The sequence below is a fragment of the Streptococcus sp. CCH8-C6 genome (genome assembly GCF_001557225.1).
Classification (GTDB): Bacteria; Bacillota; Bacilli; order Lactobacillales; family Streptococcaceae; genus Streptococcus; species Streptococcus sanguinis_C.
This window is the reverse complement of sequence record NZ_LSJN01000061.1, coordinates 135,435-152,187: the sequence shown is the minus strand read 5'-3', so window position 1 is coordinate 152,187 and position 16,753 is coordinate 135,435. Positions and strand designations below refer to the sequence as shown.

At 43.6% G+C, this 16,753-nt stretch carries 15 protein-coding genes and 1 tRNA gene; all 16 read left to right on the top strand.

Annotation, left to right across the window (positions count from 1 at the left end):
• The first annotated feature begins 62 nt into the window (after window positions 1–62).
• The 16 genes from AX677_RS06465 to purN all read left to right on the top strand — a co-directional run bounded on the left by AX677_RS06465 (window position 63) and on the right by purN (window position 16,735).
• Window positions 63–150, top strand: a tRNA-Ser gene (locus AX677_RS06465).
• Between the two features lie 72 nt (window positions 151–222).
• Entirely contained in the window at window positions 223–1,038 is an 816-nt protein-coding gene (gene mreC, locus AX677_RS06460) for a rod shape-determining protein MreC (protein WP_060976563.1), read from the top strand.
• A gap of 1 nt (window position 1,039) precedes the next feature.
• Window positions 1,040–1,540, top strand: coding sequence for a rod shape-determining protein MreD (mreD, locus tag AX677_RS06455; RefSeq protein WP_060976561.1), 501 nt, complete (start codon window positions 1,040–1,042; stop codon window positions 1,538–1,540).
• A 96-nt stretch (window positions 1,541–1,636) separates the two neighbouring features.
• A complete protein-coding gene (pcsB, locus tag AX677_RS06450) occupies window positions 1,637–2,830 on the top strand; it encodes a peptidoglycan hydrolase PcsB (protein ID WP_032907118.1) in 1,194 nt (397 codons plus the stop codon).
• A gap of 124 nt (window positions 2,831–2,954) precedes the next feature.
• Window positions 2,955–3,920, top strand: coding sequence for a ribose-phosphate diphosphokinase (locus AX677_RS06445; protein ID WP_002894321.1), 966 nt, complete (start codon window positions 2,955–2,957; stop codon window positions 3,918–3,920).
• 217 nt (window positions 3,921–4,137) lie between these two features.
• Window positions 4,138–4,683, top strand: a complete 546-nt coding sequence (locus AX677_RS06440) for a hypothetical protein (RefSeq protein ID WP_060976560.1) — start codon at window positions 4,138–4,140, stop codon at window positions 4,681–4,683.
• A gap of 79 nt (window positions 4,684–4,762) precedes the next feature.
• On the top strand, window positions 4,763–5,593 hold the full coding sequence (gene srtB / locus AX677_RS06435) for a class B sortase, LPKTxAVK-specific (protein ID WP_060976559.1): 831 nt from the start codon (window positions 4,763–4,765) through the stop codon (window positions 5,591–5,593).
• Window positions 5,594–5,772: 179 nt separating this feature from the next.
• Window positions 5,773–6,945 carry a pyridoxal phosphate-dependent aminotransferase gene (locus AX677_RS06430; protein ID WP_060976558.1) on the top strand — a complete coding sequence of 391 codons (1,173 nt, stop codon included), beginning with the start codon at window positions 5,773–5,775 and terminating at the stop codon, window positions 6,943–6,945.
• Window positions 6,938–7,711 carry a DNA repair protein RecO gene (recO, locus tag AX677_RS06425; RefSeq protein WP_060976557.1) on the top strand — a complete coding sequence of 258 codons (774 nt, stop codon included), beginning with the start codon at window positions 6,938–6,940 and terminating at the stop codon, window positions 7,709–7,711. Before AX677_RS06430 ends, recO begins: the two co-directional genes overlap by 8 nt.
• Window positions 7,712–7,716: 5 nt before the next feature.
• Complete coding sequence (gene plsX, locus AX677_RS06420) at window positions 7,717–8,715, top strand: phosphate acyltransferase PlsX (RefSeq protein ID WP_060976556.1); 999 nt, start codon at window positions 7,717–7,719, stop codon at window positions 8,713–8,715.
• A gap of 2 nt (window positions 8,716–8,717) precedes the next feature.
• The gene (locus AX677_RS06415; protein ID WP_049547547.1) at window positions 8,718–8,966 is read left to right on the top strand and encodes an acyl carrier protein; all 249 of its coding nucleotides are present in this window, start codon (window positions 8,718–8,720) and stop codon (window positions 8,964–8,966) included.
• A gap of 153 nt (window positions 8,967–9,119) precedes the next feature.
• Window positions 9,120–9,827, top strand: coding sequence for a phosphoribosylaminoimidazolesuccinocarboxamide synthase (purC, locus tag AX677_RS06410; protein ID WP_060976555.1), 708 nt, complete (start codon window positions 9,120–9,122; stop codon window positions 9,825–9,827).
• Window positions 9,828–9,846: 19 nt separating this feature from the next.
• A complete protein-coding gene (locus tag AX677_RS06405; RefSeq protein ID WP_060976554.1) occupies window positions 9,847–13,581 on the top strand; it encodes a phosphoribosylformylglycinamidine synthase in 3,735 nt (1,244 codons plus the stop codon).
• A 98-nt stretch (window positions 13,582–13,679) separates the two neighbouring features.
• Window positions 13,680–15,122, top strand: a complete 1,443-nt coding sequence (gene purF / locus AX677_RS06400) for an amidophosphoribosyltransferase (RefSeq protein ID WP_060976553.1) — start codon at window positions 13,680–13,682, stop codon at window positions 15,120–15,122.
• A 42-nt stretch (window positions 15,123–15,164) separates the two neighbouring features.
• Window positions 15,165–16,187: a phosphoribosylformylglycinamidine cyclo-ligase gene (gene purM, locus AX677_RS06395; RefSeq protein WP_060976552.1), complete on the top strand. Its 1,023-nt coding sequence runs from the start codon at window positions 15,165–15,167 to the stop codon at window positions 16,185–16,187.
• Complete coding sequence (purN, locus tag AX677_RS06390) at window positions 16,184–16,735, top strand: phosphoribosylglycinamide formyltransferase (RefSeq protein ID WP_060976551.1); 552 nt, start codon at window positions 16,184–16,186, stop codon at window positions 16,733–16,735. The genes purM and purN overlap by 4 nt, the downstream gene beginning before the upstream one ends.
• Window positions 16,736–16,753: the final 18 nt, after the last annotated feature.

Below are 16,753 nucleotides of genomic sequence, written 5' to 3'. Positions count from 1 at the left end.
AGAGCGCACGCCTGATAAGCGTGAGGTCGGTGGTTCGAGTCCACTCGTGCCCATTAAATATTGGAGAATTACTCAAGAGGCTGAAGAGGACGGTTTGCTAAATCGTTAGGTCGGGTAACCGGCGCGGGGGTTCGAATCCCCCATTCTCCGTATAATGAGGGGTTTAGCATTTGCTATCTCCTTTTCTTATACTTTCTCGTCCTGTTTAGTGAGGTTTTTCTGATGAATCGATTTAAAAAGTCTAAGTTTTTAATTTCTTTTTTTGTATTAGTTGTTGCAATGACGATACTTATCTTATCTACCTCTTCAAGTTGGTTTGTATCAACTACTTCAAATATTATTTCATTGGTAGATAGACTTGTTGGCTCTCCTTTTGCTTTTGTAGCTGATAAAAAAGAAGAAATGTCAGATTTGATGTCTACTTATAGAGAGAATCAACAGCTCAAGAAAAATCTTTATAAGGTTGAGGAAAAGGCTGGGAAGGCAGATTCCTTAGAAGATGAAAATGAGCAGTTGCGAAAACTTCTGGAATTTAAAGAGACTGATAAAAATCAAGTTCAAATTGCCAGCGAAGTGATTGCCCGTACGCCAGCATCCTGGAAAAATGAGTTGACCATTGACAAAGGGACGTCTGACAATGTGACAGATGCTATGTTGGTGGTCGCTAATGGTGGTCTGGTCGGAAGTGTTTCTGAAACCAGTAGCCAGTCTAGTTTAGTATCTCTACTGACTAACGAGGAAAACTCAACTAAAATTTCTGTTAGAATTCAAACGAAGTCTGGTCCAGTTTATGGGATTATTACGGGTTATGATGCAAAAAATTCTGCTTATATCATCAGTCAGTTAAATAGTGCTGAAGATATAAAAGAGGGAGATGAGGTTGCAACCAGTGGCTTGGGTTCTTATAATGCAGAAAATATTCCTGTCGGTAAGGTACTTTCCGTGTCTGAGGCTAAGGATCAACTAAACAAAGTTGTCCTAGTTAAGCCGGCTGCTGATTTGTCGGATATCCGTGCTGTAATGTTGGTAGGGAACTAATATGAGAGATATTAAAGAACACCTTTTGACTCCTATTATTTTATTTTTTGTTTTACTGATAGATGGACAGATTTCAACTTTTCTGGCTAATATTCTGCCTTTGCAATGGCATTTAGTCAGTCATTTTATCTTTATTTTCATGCTTTTTGTTTCCATCAACCTCTCTAAAAACTATAATATTCTCTTATTTTGTTGTTTGGGGCTCATTTATGATGTTTACTATTTTCATACCATCGGTATTGCTCTTATTCTTTTTCCTCTTTTAAGTCTCTTGGTTTGTCAGTCTAGTTCGACTATGCTTTTAAATAAATTCACTCGCTTTTTATCTGTTTTGATTCTTGTATTTTTATTTGAATTAATCAGTTTTACTTTTGCAGTATTTTTGAATCTTTCTAGTCTTAATTTTCAGGCATTTGTCCTTAGTAGCCTAGTACCGACTATCCTCCTCAATAGCTTGATATTCCTCATTTTTCAGCCTATTTTCGAAAAAATGTATTTATGATAAACAAGAAATAAAAATGTAATAAAGGCGTAACATATGATACAGCATTTTCTGGTATACTAGTTAATGTCTTATAAGAAGGAGTGTATTATTTTTATGAAGAAAAAACTACTCACATCAATTTTATTGAGTACAGTTATCCTTTCACAAGGAGCTGCACTTGTGAGCGTTAAAGCGGAGACAACTGATGAAAAGATTGCTGCACAAGACAGCAAGATTAATAGTTTAACAGAGCAAGAACAAACTGCGCAGACACAAGTTAACGAGATTCAAGGACAAGTATCTGCTATTCAAAAGCAACAAGAAGAGCTTAAAGCAGAAAATGAAAAATTGTCTGCTGAATCTGCAAAACTTTCTGCTGAGATTGACGAACTGTCTAAAAATATCGTAGCTCGTAATGAGTCGCTTGCAAATCAAGCACGGAGTGCGCAGACAAGTGGAAGTGCTACTAGCTATATCAATACAGTAATCAATTCTAGTTCTGTAACGGAAGCTATTTCACGTGTTACAGCTATGAGCGAAATTGTTGCAGCAAATAACAAGATGCTGGAACAACAAAAGAAAGATAAAGAAGCGATTTCTGAAAAACAAGTTGCAAATAATCAAGCAATTAATACTGTTATCGCTAATCAACAACAATTAGCAGATGACGAGCAGACTTTGGCTACTAAACAAGCAGAATTAAAAGCAGCTCAAGCGGCACTTGCTGCTGAAAAAGCAACTGCTGAAGGTGAAAAGAATAGTTTACTTGAACAGAAAGCAGCAGCTCAAAAAGCTGCTGAAGAAGCAGCAGCTCGTGAAGCTGCATATAAAGCAGAACAGACTGCCCAACAACAAGCAATTGTAGCTTCTGGAAATACTACGTTACAAGCGCAAGTTCAAGCAGTTAATAATTCAGGTGCCTCAGCACCAGCAGTTGTTCAGTCTGTTGCCCGTGCGAATAGACCAGTTTATAGCTCATCTGCATCTTCTTATCCAGTAGGTCAATGTACTTGGGGTGCTAAGACATTAGCTCCTTGGGCTGGCGATTACTGGGGTAATGGTGGACAATGGTCTGCAAGTGCAGCAGCAGCAGGCTTCCGTGTTGGTTCACAGCCAGAAGTTGGAGCGATTGCATGTTGGACTGACGGTGGATACGGACACGTTGCAGTAGTAACAGCTGTTCAATCTACTACAAGTATCCAAGTATCAGAAGCAAACTACCTTGGACAACAATCAATCGGTAACTACCGTGGATGGTTTAATCCAACAACTGCACAAGGTACAGTTTCATATATTTATCCGAACTAATCAGTAAAAAGCGCCTCTGGCGTTTTTTATTTTTAATTGAAAAATCCACTGAAAAAAGTTACAATGGTAGTTGGGAAAAGTTGTAATTGGACAATGAAAGACGATTTAGAATCTGGAGGGAATCATGTCTTTTTCTGATTTAAAACTCTTTGCTCTTTCTTCTAATCAAGAATTAGCGCAGCGTGTTGCTCAAGAGATTGGATTGCCACTTGGGAAATCAACTGTCCGTCAGTTCTCTGATGGGGAGATTCAAGTGAATATTGAAGAATCTATTCGAGGGAAACACGTCTTTATTTTGCAGTCTACCAGTTCGCCAGTCAATGATAATTTGATGGAAATCTTGATTATGGTAGATGCTTTGAAACGGGCTAGTGCTGAATCCATCAACGTTGTCATGCCTTACTATGGCTATGCTCGGCAGGATCGCAAGGCTAGAGCTCGTGAGCCAATTACATCTAAATTAGTTGCTAATATGTTGGAAATCGCTGGTGTGGATCGGATGCTGACTATTGACTTGCACGCAGCACAAATCCAAGGCTTCTTTGACATTCCAGTGGATCATTTGATGGGTGCACCTTTGATTGCTGATTACTTTGAGCGCCGTAATATGACAGGTGGGGACTATGTGGTAGTCAGTCCTGACCATGGTGGCGTGAGTCGGGCCCGTAAGTTAGCAGAGTTTCTGAAAACCCCGATTGCGATTATTGATAAGCGCCGCAGTGTGGACAAGATGAATAGCAGTGAAGTTATGAACATCATTGGTAAGGTAGAAGGAAAAACTTGTATCCTAATTGATGATATGATTGATACAGCAGGGACTATCTGCCATGCAGCTGACGCTCTCGCTGAGGCGGGGGCTGTAGAAGTCTATGCCAGCTGTACTCATCCAGTCTTGTCTGGTCCTGCTATGGATAATATTCAAAAATCGGCGATTAAAAAATTGGTTGTGCTAGATACGATTTATCTGCCTCAAGAGCGCTTGATTGATAAGATTGAGCAGATTTCAATTGCGCATCTTTTAGGGGAAGCCATTGTCCGTATTCATGAAAAACGGCCACTGTCACCCTTGTTTGAAATAGGGAAGAAATAATAGATAGAACAAAAGTTCTATCTATTTTTAATTAATTATTTTCTAAAAACGTACGATCTATAGGGTTATATAGATTAAATAGTATATGATTCTTGTAATTATCACTAACTATTTAAAAAATTTGAAAAACTCTTGACTTTTGTTATTTATAACACTATACTAATAGTGAGTGACAAGGGAGTTACAACGGTTTTAAAAAGAAAAAGGGGATGAAACAGTGAAAAAGGTTTTGTTAACCAGTGTAGTATTTATGGTGCTATTTGGAACGATTCTTCCTATATCCGCAGAAGAATCGGGTAGTGTACATGTTTCGGACATTGAGAATAATGAAGTGCCTCAGGGAACTACAGATGATGAAGCACGGAAAGTTATTGATGCGTTGTTAGAACATAAATCTACTCAGTCTGCTTTAGATCAGCAGGTTACTGAGGCTAAAAAAGCTCCAATCGGACAGGATACAGTTATTGAAGATCAAGCTGGTAATAAGGTTCTTGTTATAGGTGAGGGAACTTCAGCTACATCTTCAGAAACTGAAACTAAGAATCCTGCAAGTACACCATCATCGAGTGATGAGGTAGTTAATGATAGTAGCGAGGCAACAGTAAAATCTGCCGGGACTATACCGTCCAAGGCGGCTAACTCTACTAAATCTGTTGATAGAAATAAGTCGAAGCAGTCATCAACTAAAAAGGAAGAGAAGAAATCTGAAGTTACACCTGACGAAGAAGAAGGTTCTCTTCCAAAAACAAGTGCAGTCAAATAAGATATATTTTTACTGACACAATTATATCACTGAGTCAAAGACTCAGTGATATTTTTTAAGAATAAACAAGGGATTTTATATGTTAAAAAAAAATAATGAAAGAAAGATTTTTGCTAGAAAAAGACTTATTAGAATTTTAATTGTTTTAATGTCTATCAGTTTAGTAGCTGCTTTAGTATTTCAAATACTTAATGTTCATAAAAATCAGCAAATTAAAGAATTCTCTGATAAATCCAATAAGAAATATGAACCTAGTACCGAAGAGATAAATTATCTAGCTAATCGTTTTAAAGAATTGAAAGCTGTTAATCCGGAAACGGTAGCCTATGTCTATGCACCAGGTACACAACTTGATGAGCCAGTGGTGCAAACCAGTGATAATGCCACTTATTTGGATAAGACGTTTGAAGGGCAACATGAGCCCTTTATGGGAACAGTCTTTATGGATATGGATAACCATAAAGATTTCAGCGATCGTTTGACTTGGCTTTTCGGGCATGCTCGGGGCAGCAAGGCTGGAGATCATCGTATGTTTAATGATGTCAACTACTATGATCGTCAGGATTATTTTGACAAACATAGATATGTCGTGATTGAGACTCCTGATCGTAAGTATTATTATCAAGCTATGGGACTGGTTATCGTGCCGGAAGAGACAGCTTTTTATCGGACGGAATTTAAGGATGACGAGGACTTTACGACTCAGCTTAGAAATATCTATGAGGCTGCTCGGACAAAGGATCCCAAGATAAAGATTAAGGCAAGTGACCGGTATGTGGTTCTTTCAACTTGCCGTGAAGAAGACGACACGATTCGTTCTAACCTTTATTTGCGGCAGATTCCTGATTCGGAATTGACAGATTTTCTGGTCAAGCATGGCAAGGAATTAACTTATACTCCGACTCGTTAATTGGCCAGTCACGTGAGATGTGGCTATATCCATTATCTGCCAGAGAAGAATTTTAAGGCAAGGAAAAAAGGGACTAAGTGCAAGCTTAGTCCTTTTTCTGCATAAGAAATCATGTAATAGCTTTTGCTATGCTTCTGCATTTATAGTATAATAGTTCTATTGAGCGGCTGGAGGTATGTATGGATTTAAGTAAGAAATTTAATAAAAACTTAGAAAAAATAGAAATTTCGCTGATTCGTCAGTTTGACCAATCAATTTCTGCTATTCCGGGAGTTCTTCGGCTAACCTTAGGGGAGCCGGACTTTACAACACCGGATCATATCAAAGAAGCAGCCAAGGCGGCGATTGATGCTAATCAAAGTCACTACACTGGTATGAGCGGTCTCTTGGAGCTGCGTCAGGCGGCTAGCAGCTTTGTGAAAGAAAAGTACAATCTGCACTATCGCCCGGAAGATGAGGTTTTGGTCACAATTGGGGCGACAGAGGCCTTGTCAGCTACGCTGACAGCTATTTTAGAAGAAGGAGACAAGGTCTTGCTGCCAGCTCCTGCTTATCCAGGCTATGAGCCTATTGTCAATCTAGTGGGGGCAGAGATTGTCGAGATTGACACAACGGCCAATAACTTTGTCCTCACTCCAGAGATGCTGGAAGCAGCTATTTTGGAGCAGGGCGAGCAGTTAAAAGCGGTCATTCTTAATTATCCAGCCAATCCGACCGGCGTGACTTATTCGCGGGAGCAGATCAAAGATCTGGCGGATGTCCTAGGAAAATACCAAGTCTTTGTGGTCTGCGATGAGGTCTATTCTGAGCTGACCTATACGGAGCAGGGGCATGTCTCCATCGCGGAGTATCTGCCAGACCAAACCATTGTCATCAACGGCCTGTCTAAGTCTCATGCCATGACTGGCTGGCGGCTAGGTTTTATCTTTGCTCCAGCAATTTTCACTGCTCAGCTGATTAAGAGCCATCAGTATCTCGTAACAGCAGCCAATACTATGGCTCAGTTTGCCGGCATTGAAGCGCTGACCGTTGGGAAAGATGATGCGGAGCCAATGAAGGCTGAGTATATCCAGCGTCGCGACTATATCATAGAGAAAATGGCTGAGCTAGGCTTTAAGATTATCAAACCAGAAGGGGCTTTTTATATTTTTGCTAAGATACCAGATGGTTATAATCAAGATTCGTTCGCCTTTCTGCAGGATTTTGCGGAGAAGAAGGCCGTGGCCTTTATCCCGGGGGCGGCTTTTGGTCAATACGGGGAAGGCTATATCCGTCTGTCCTATGCGGCTAGTATGGAGACGATTCGAGAAGCCCTGAAACGCCTCAAGGACTACATGGAGGACTATGCTTAAATCTCTAACAAGTCAAGGTCTGGTTCTCTATAACCGCAATTTCCGCGAGGATGATAAGCTGGTAAAGATCTTTACGGAACAGGCTGGTAAGCGTATGTTTTTCGTCAAGCATGCTAGTAAATCCAAGCTAGCACCCGTCATTCAGCCTTTGACTGCGGCGAACTTGCTGATGAAAATCAATGATGATGGTCTTAGCTATATCGAGGATTATCAGGATGTAGTCACCTACCATCGCATCAATGAGGACTTATTCATCATGGCCTATGCCAGCTATGTGGCAGCCTTGGCAGATGCCAGTCTTCAGGACAATCAGCCGGATCCGGCGCTCTTTGCTTTTTTGCAGAAAACCCTGGAGCTGATGAATAATGGTCTGGACTATGAGGTGCTGACCAATATCTTTGAGATTCAGATTTTGTCACGTTTTGGGGTTTCACTGAACTTCCATGAATGTGCCTTTTGTCATCGGACAGGTCTGCCTTTTGACTTTTCTTTCAAATATAGCGGAGTCCTTTGCCCTGATCATTACCATCAGGATGAACGGCGCTGTTATCTAAATCCTAATCTTCCTTTTCTGCTGGACCAATTTCAGGCGGTTCGCTTTAGCGAATTGGAGACCATTTCTTTGAAGCCAGATATAAAAAAGCAGCTACGGGATTTTATTGACCTGCTCTATGATGAATATGTCGGCATCCATCTCAAATCCAAAAAATTTATAGATTCTCTGGGGGACTGGGGAAGCATTTTAAAAGATAAGAACGAGGAATAAATCGAATGAAAAAAATAGCTGTTGATGCTATGGGAGGGGACAATGCCCCTCAGGCTTTGGTGGAAGGAGTCAATCGAGCGGTACAGGAGTTTTCGGATATTGAAATTCTCCTTTATGGCGATGAGGCGAAAATTAAGCCTTATCTGACTGCTGGTGAGCGGGTCCGCATCATCCACACGGAGGAAAAGATTGACTCGGACGACGAGCCGACAAAGGCCATTCGTCAGAAGAAAGAAGCTAGTATGGTGCTGGCAGCTAAGGATGTGAAGGCAGGGGAAGCAGATGCCATGTTGTCTGCTGGAAATACTGGAGCGCTTTTAGCGGCAGGTTTCTTTATCGTGGGGCGTATCAAGAACATTGACCGACCGGGTCTCCTATCTACTATGCCAACGGTTGGAGGTCAGGGATTTGATATGCTGGATTTGGGAGCTAATGCTGAAAACACAGCCCATCATTTACACCAGTATGCGACTTTGGGTTCTTTCTATGCTGAAAATGTCCGAGGAATCAAGAAGCCGCGGGTTGGTCTTTTGAATAACGGAACGGAAAGCAGCAAGGGCGATCCTCTGCGCAAGGAAGCCTATGAGCTTTTAGCTGGGGATTCGACACTTAACTTTATCGGCAATGTAGAAGCGCGTGATTTGATGGATGATGTGGCGGATGTTGTCGTTGCAGATGGCTTTACTGGTAATGCCGTTCTGAAATCAATCGAAGGAACTGCTATCAGTATCATGGGTCAGCTGAAGAAGTCTATTTTAGGCGGTGGTTTCAAGGCTAAATTGGGAGCTTGGCTGCTCAAGGACAGTCTGAGAGGGCTCAAGAACAGTCTGGACTATTCTAGTGCAGGCGGCGCAGTTCTATTCGGCTTGAAAGCGCCTGTTGTCAAAACGCATGGCTCTAGCGATGCTAAGGCTGTTTATAGCACGATTCGTCAGATTCGGACCATGCTGGAAACAGATGTTGTTGGTAAATCGGTCGTTGAATTTTCAGATGTAAAGGAGTAAACATGAGCGAAAAAGAAATTTATGCAAAAATTGTCGAAATCATTCAAGAACATGACAGCAGGAAGCTGCATATCACTCCAGAACTGAGCTTGAAAGAGGAGCTGGGAGTGGACTCTGTTGATTTGATGGAATTTATCATCAATCTGGAAGAAGCTTTTGATATTGAGATTCCTGATGAGGATATGGATAACTTCAAAACAATTTCCGATGTGGTGGCTTATATCCATGAGAAACTGAAGAAGCAACATTAAAAATCAAAGATCGGTATCTTCCGGTCTTTTTTCGTATCTTGGAAAGGAAACGATTTCTTTAACTGGATACAGAAAGTTTATACGGAATTTCTTGTAAAATGTATTCAAAGATGATAAAATTAGGGTATAAAACCACGAAAGGCGAATATTAAAATGTCTAATAAGTTGTTATATTCGGGAAAAGCCAAGGATATTTTATCTACAGATGATGAGCAAGTCATTCTGGCGCGCTACAAGGACCAGGCAACGGCCTTTAATGGAGTCAAGAAGGAGCAGATTGCTGGTAAAGGAGTGCTCAACAACCAGATTTCATCTTTTATTTTTGAGAAACTCAATGCAGCTGGTGTGGCGACGCATTTTATTGAGAAGGTTTCGGATACGGACCAGCTCAACAAAAAAGTAGAGATTATTCCTTTGGAAGTGGTGCTGCGCAACTACACAGCAGGTTCTTTTTCCAAACGTTTTGGAGTAGAAGAGGGCATCGCGCTTGAAACTCCGATTGTGGAATTTTACTACAAAAATGATGATTTGGATGATCCTTTCATCAATGACGAACATGTGAAATTCTTGAAGATTGCCAGCGATCAAGAAATTGCCTTTTTGAAAGAGGAGACTCGTCGGATCAATGAGCTCTTGTCAGACTGGTTCCGCCAAATCGGACTGAAATTGATTGATTTCAAGTTAGAGTTCGGCTTTGACAAAGATGGCAAGATTATTCTGGCGGACGAATTTTCACCAGACAATTGCCGCCTCTGGGATGCGGAAGGCCATCACATGGACAAGGATGTTTTCCGGCGTGGCCTTGGTGAACTGACAGATGTCTATCAGGTTGTTTGGGAAAAATTGCAGGCGATTAAGTAAGGACAGGGTGTGAAAAATCATGGACAAGCGTATTTTTGTAGAGAAGAAGAGCAACTTCGGTGTGAAGTCACAGAGCTTGGTGAGAGAGCTGACGCATAATCTCCAGTTGAAAACATTGTCAGATCTTCGGATGATTCAAGTTTATGATGTCTTTCATCTGGCAGAAGACTTGGTTTCTCGTGCTGAAAAGCATATTTTCTCTGAGCAAGTGACTGATAGATTGCTGGCGGAAGAGGAAGTAGAGGCTGCACTTGCAGAGACAGCGTTTTTTGCCATCGAAGCGCTGCCGGGTCAGTTTGACCAGCGGGCAGCCAGCTCTCAGGAGGCCCTCTTTTTGCTCGGCGCTGGGACAGATGTTTTGGTGAGGACTGCTCAGCTTTATTTGGTCAATAAAGACATCTCAGACAGCGAGTTGGCAGCAATCAAGAAATACTTGCTGAATCCAGTTGATTCACGTTTTAAAGATATTGAGCAGCCGATCCAGCTGGAGCAATTCTCCGAGTCAGATAAGACCATTCCGGTTCTGGACTTCTTTAAGGACTATACGGAAGCGGACTTTAAGGCCTACAAGCAGGAGCATGGTCTGGCTATGGAAGTGGCAGATTTGCTCTTTATTCAGGATTATTTCAAGTCGATTGGCCGTTTCCCGACGGAGACCGAGCTCAAGGTTTTAGATACTTACTGGTCCGACCACTGTCGACATACGACCTTTGAGACGGAGTTGAAGAAGATTGATTTTTCGGCTTCTAAGTTTGAAAAGCAACTGCAGGCCACTTATGATAAATACTTGGCTATGCGCGATGAGCTGGGACGTGGGGACAAACCGCAGACTCTCATGGATATGGCGACCATTTTTGGTCGCTACGAGAGAGCCAATGGCCGTCTTGATGACATGGAAGTGTCTGATGAAATCAATGCCTGCTCCGTAGAGATTGAAGTGGATGTGGATGGTGTCAAAGAGCTTTGGCTGCTGATGTTTAAAAATGAAACCCACAACCACCCAACAGAAATAGAGCCTTTTGGTGGAGCTGCGACCTGTATCGGAGGAGCTATTCGCGATCCGCTTTCTGGCCGTTCTTATGTTTATCAGGCTATGCGGATTTCTGGTGCGGGCGATATTACTCAGCCGATTGCTGAAACGCGGGCTGGCAAGCTCCCTCAGCAGGTCATTTCAAAAACTGCAGCGCACGGCTATTCTTCTTATGGGAATCAAATTGGTCTAGCAACGACCTATGTCCGTGAGTATTTCCATCCAGGCTTTGTAGCCAAGCGGATGGAGCTGGGAGCGGTTGTCGGTGCAGCTCCTAAGGAAAATGTTGTCCGTGAAAAACCAGCAGCAGGTGATGTGGTCATCTTGCTGGGAGGCAAGACGGGTCGTGATGGTGTCGGCGGAGCCACTGGCTCGTCCAAGGTGCAGACAGCTGCGTCTGTGGAGACGGCTGGTGCGGAAGTCCAAAAAGGAAATGCTATTGAGGAGCGCAAGATTCAGCGTCTCTTCCGCGATGGCAATGTGACTCGTCTCATCAAGAAATCAAATGACTTTGGGGCTGGTGGGGTCTGCGTAGCTATTGGTGAATTGGCAGACGGGCTGGAAATTGACCTTGACAAGGTACCGCTCAAATACCAAGGCCTTAACGGAACAGAAATCGCGATTTCAGAGTCGCAAGAGCGGATGGCAGTAGTGGTCCGCCCAGAAGATGTGCAACAATTTATCACTGCAGCAGCTAAGGAAAATCTGCTGGCGGTCGTTGTGGCTAAAGTGATAGAAAAGCCAAATCTGGTCATGCACTGGAACGGGGAAACCATCGTCGATATTGAGCGGAGTTTTCTAGATACCAATGGTGTGCGCGTGGTTGTGGATGCCAAGGTTGTGGATGCCCAAGCAGCATTGCCAGGGCAGACTGTGACTTCTGAAGCGACTTTGGAGCATGACCTCAAGAGCTTACTAAGCGACCTCAATCATACCAGTCAAAAGGGGCTACAGACTATCTTTGACAGCTCTGTTGGCCGCTCTACTGTCAATCATCCTATCGGCGGGCGCTACCAAATCACGCCGACTGAGGCTTCTGTGCAGAAACTGCCAGTTGAGCATGGCAAGACAGAGACAGTATCTGTGATGGCGCAGGGCTACAATCCTTATGTAGCAGCTTGGTCACCTTATCATGGAGCAGCTTATGCAGTGATTGAAGCGACAGCTCGCTTGGTTGCTGCTGGTTCGGACTGGTCCAAGGCTCGCTTCTCTTATCAGGAGTACTTTGAGCGGATGGACAAGCAGGCTGAGCGTTTTGGACAGCCGGTCTCTGCTCTGCTTGGTTCGATTGAAGCCCAGATTCAGCTAGGTTTGCCGTCTATCGGTGGCAAGGATTCCATGAGCGGAACTTTTGAAGAATTGACCGTACCACCGACCTTAGTAGCTTTTGGAGTGACTACTTCAACTGCTGGGCGCATCCTATCTCCAGAGTTTAAGGCGGCAGGAGAGTTTATCTACTATCTGCCAGGACAGGTCTTGTCTCAGGATATTGACTTTGACTTAATCAAGAATAACTTTGAAAATTTTGTGGCCATTCAGGACAAGTATGAGATTACAGCAGCCGCCGCTGTCAAATACGGTGGTCTGGCAGAGAGTCTGGCCTTGATGAGCTTTGGTAATCGCATTGGTGCTCAAGTGGATGTTGCTGACTTGCCTTCCGTTTTGCAGGCGCAGCTGGGCGGATTTGTCTTTACTAGTCCGGAACAGGATATTCCAGGCGCAGTAAAGATTGGTCAGACCAAGCCAGACTTTACCCTGATTGTCAATGGTGTCCAGCTTGAGGGAGCCGAGCTTTTGGCAAGCTTTGAAGGCAGATTGGAGCCTATCTACCCAACAGAATTCAATCAGGAAACAGTTATTGAAGAAGTGCCGGTTCTTGTCGCTGATACAGTTATCAAAGCCAAAGAGACAGTGGCGGAGCCGTTGGTTTATATCCCAGTCTTCCCTGGAACCAACTCAGAATACGACTCAGCCAAAGCTTTTGAAGCAGCTGGAGCTAAGGTCAATCTAGTTCCCTTTGTCACTTTGGATGAAGCAGCCATTGTTCAGTCCGTTGACACCATGGTTGACAACATTGACAAGGCAAATATCATCTTCTTTGCAGGCGGCTTCTCTGCTGCAGATGAGCCAGATGGATCCGCTAAGTTTATCGTCAATATCCTTCTCAACGATAAGGTCAAGAAAGCCATCGATGCTTTCATTGCTCGAGGCGGTCTCATCATTGGTATCTGTAATGGCTTCCAGGCTCTGGTTAAATCCGGCCTTCTTCCTTACGGGAACTTCGAAGAAGCAGGGGCTAGCAGCCCAACTCTCTTTTATAATGATGCCAACCAGCACGTGGCTAAGATGGTTGAAACCCGCATTGCCAATACCAACTCGCCTTGGCTAGCTGGTGTGCAAGTGGGAGATATCCATACCATTCCGGTTTCACATGGTGAAGGGAAATTTGTCGTGACGGCTGAGGAATTTGCTGAGCTGCGCGATAATGGTCAGATTTGGAGTCAGTACGTAGACTTTCACGGTCAGCCGAGCATGGACAGCAAGTATAATCCAAACGGCTCTCTCTACGCTATCGAAGGAATTACAAGTAGGAACGGCCAAATCATCGGGAAGATGGGGCACTCAGAGCGTTATGAAGACGGTCTTTTCCAAAATATTCCAGGTCAGAAAGACCAGAAATTGTTTGAAAGCGCCGTTCGTTATTTCCAAGCGAGTCACGAATAAAGTTGGCTTGCAAGAGCAAGCAATCAAAAAAGGAGTCTGCTTGGCCTGACAGGTCAGGTTTTCTCCCTTTTACAAGACAAAAGAATTTAGGTAAAACAATGACATACGAAGTAAAGTCACTTAATGAAGAATGTGGTGTTTTCGGTATTTGGGGACATCCTGATGCAGCTAAATTGACCTATTTTGGGCTCCATAGTCTTCAGCACCGCGGTCAGGAGGGGGCAGGAATCCTCTCCAATGACCAAGGACAACTAAAGCGCCATCGTGATATGGGACTTCTATCAGAAGTGTTCAGAAATCCAGCTAATTTGGATAAACTGACTGGAACAAGTGCGATTGGGCACGTTCGTTATGCGACTGCAGGAGAAGCTTCTGCGGATAACATCCAGCCTTTCATTTTTCGCTTTCATGATATGCAGTTTGGACTTGCTCATAATGGGAACCTAACTAATGCAGAATCTCTAAAGAAAGAATTGGAACAAAGAGGCGCTATTTTCAGCTCAACCTCTGATTCTGAAATCTTGGCTCACTTGATTCGTCGTAGTCACAATCCTAGTCTAATGGGTAAAATCAAGGAAGCACTCAGTCTTGTCAAAGGTGGGTTTGCTTATATTCTACTTTTTGAAGACAAGTTGATTGCGGCGCTTGACCCAAATGGCTTCCGTCCGCTTTCTATTGGGAAAATGAGCAATGGAGCAGTTGTGGTTTCTTCTGAAACTTGTGCTTTTGAAGTGATTGGTGCTGAGTGGATTCGTGATGTGAAGCCAGGGGAGATTGTCATCATTGATGACAGTGGCATCCAGTACGATAGTTATACGAATGATACCCAGTTGGCTATTTGCTCTATGGAGTATATCTATTTTGCGCGTCCTGACTCCAATATCCATGGTGTCAACGTCCATACAGCCCGCAAGAGAATGGGGGCTCAATTGGCGCGTGAATTCAAACACGAAGCCGATATCGTGGTTGGTGTACCGAATTCCTCACTGAGCGCTGCTATGGGCTTTGCAGAAGAATCAGGTCTGCCAAACGAAATGGGGCTTATCAAAAACCAATACACCCAACGCACCTTTATCCAGCCAACTCAAGAATTGCGGGAGCAAGGTGTGCGGATGAAATTGTCAGCTGTTTCAGGCGTTGTTAAAGGAAAACGTGTGGTTATGATTGATGATTCCATTGTTCGGGGGACAACCTCTCGCCGTATCGTTCAGCTTTTGAAAGAAGCAGGTGCATCTGAAGTTCACGTTGCTATTGGAAGTCCTGCGCTAGCTTATCCATGTTTCTATGGGATTGATATCCAGACGCGTCAGGAACTGATTGCTGCCAATCATACGGTTGAAGAAACCTGCCAAATTATTGGTGCGGATAGCTTGACCTATCTTTCTATTGATGGCTTGATTAACTCTATCGGGATTGAAACAGATGCGCCAAATGGTGGTCTCTGTGTCGCTTACTTTGACGGTGACTACCCAACTCCTCTCTACGACTATGAAGAAGACTATCGTAGAAGTTTGGAAGAAAAGACGAGTTTTTACAAATAGACGGATGAGATTTTCCATTATACAAAAGGAAGAGGAGACTAAATGACAAATAAGAATGCATACGCTCAATCTGGTGTGGATGTTGAAGCGGGTTATGAAGTTGTTGAACGGATTAAAAAGCACGTGGCTCGTACGGAGCGTGCAGGGGTAATGGGAGCTTTGGGTGGCTTTGGTGGCATGTTTGACCTTTCAAAGACAGGGGTTAAAGAGCCTGTTTTGATCTCAGGTACAGATGGTGTTGGTACCAAGTTGATGCTAGCTATCAAGTATGACAAACACGATACTATCGGTCAAGATTGTGTTGCTATGTGTGTTAACGATATCATCGCTGCGGGAGCTGAGCCTCTTTACTTCCTTGACTACGTCGCAACTGGTAAGAATGAACCAGCCAAGCTAGAACAAGTGGTTGCTGGTGTAGCAGAAGGTTGTGTGCAGGCAGGCGCCGCTCTTATCGGTGGAGAAACGGCTGAAATGCCTGGTATGTACGGTGAAGATGATTATGACTTGGCTGGTTTTGCAGTCGGTGTGGCTGAAAAATCTCAAATTATTGATGGTTCAAAAGTGACGGAAGGAGATGTTCTTCTCGGGCTTGCTTCAAGTGGGATTCACTCCAATGGTTACTCACTCGTGCGTCGCGTCTTTGCCGACTATACAGGTGAGGAAGTCTTGCCAGAATTGGAAGGTAAGAAACTCAAGGAAGTGCTGCTTGAGCCGACTCGTATCTATGTCAAGGCTTTGCTGCCGCTACTTAAGGAAAAGCTGGTTCATGGGATTGCCCATATTACTGGTGGCGGTTTTATCGAAAATGTGCCTCGCATGTTTGGTGATGACTTGGCTGCTGAGATTGAAGAAGACAAGATTCCAGTCTTGCCGATTTTTAAGGCCTTAGAAAAATATGGTCATATCAAGCACCAAGAAATGTTTGAAATCTTTAATATGGGGCTAGGGATGATTTTGGCTGTAGCACCTGAAAATGTGGATCGTGTCAAAGAACTTCTTGACGAGCCTGTTTATGAAGTCGGCCGGATTGTCAAAAAAGAAAATGAAAGTGTCCTTATCAAATGAAAAAAATTGCCGTTTTTGCTTCGGGGAATGGATCAAATTTCCAAGTGATTGCTGAGCAGTTTCCTGTTGAATTTGTCTTTTCAGACCATCGAGATGCCTATGTGCTCGAGCGGGCGGATAAGCTAGGTGTCAAAAGCTATGCCTTTGAGTTTAGGGAGTTTGACAGTAAGGTGGCTTACGAGCAAGCCATTGTAGACCTACTAGAAGCCCAGCAGATTGACTTGGTTTGCCTAGCAGGCTATATGAAAATTGTCGGGCCGACCTTGCTTGGTGCTTATGAAGGACGTATCATCAATATCCATCCTGCCTACCTACCCGAGTTTCCAGGAGCTCATGGCATTGAGGATGCTTGGCAGTCTGGCGTGGACCAGTCTGGCGTGACCATTCACTGGGTGGACTCGGGCATTGACACTGGCAAGATCATCCAGCAAGTGCGCGTGCCTCGACTAGCTGATGATACGATTGAAAGTTTTGAAGAACGCATCCATGCCGCCGAGTATCAGCTCTATTCACAAGTGCTGGAGAGTTTAGGGGTGGGGAGAAAGTAAGAAGTAAATCAAGTTTTG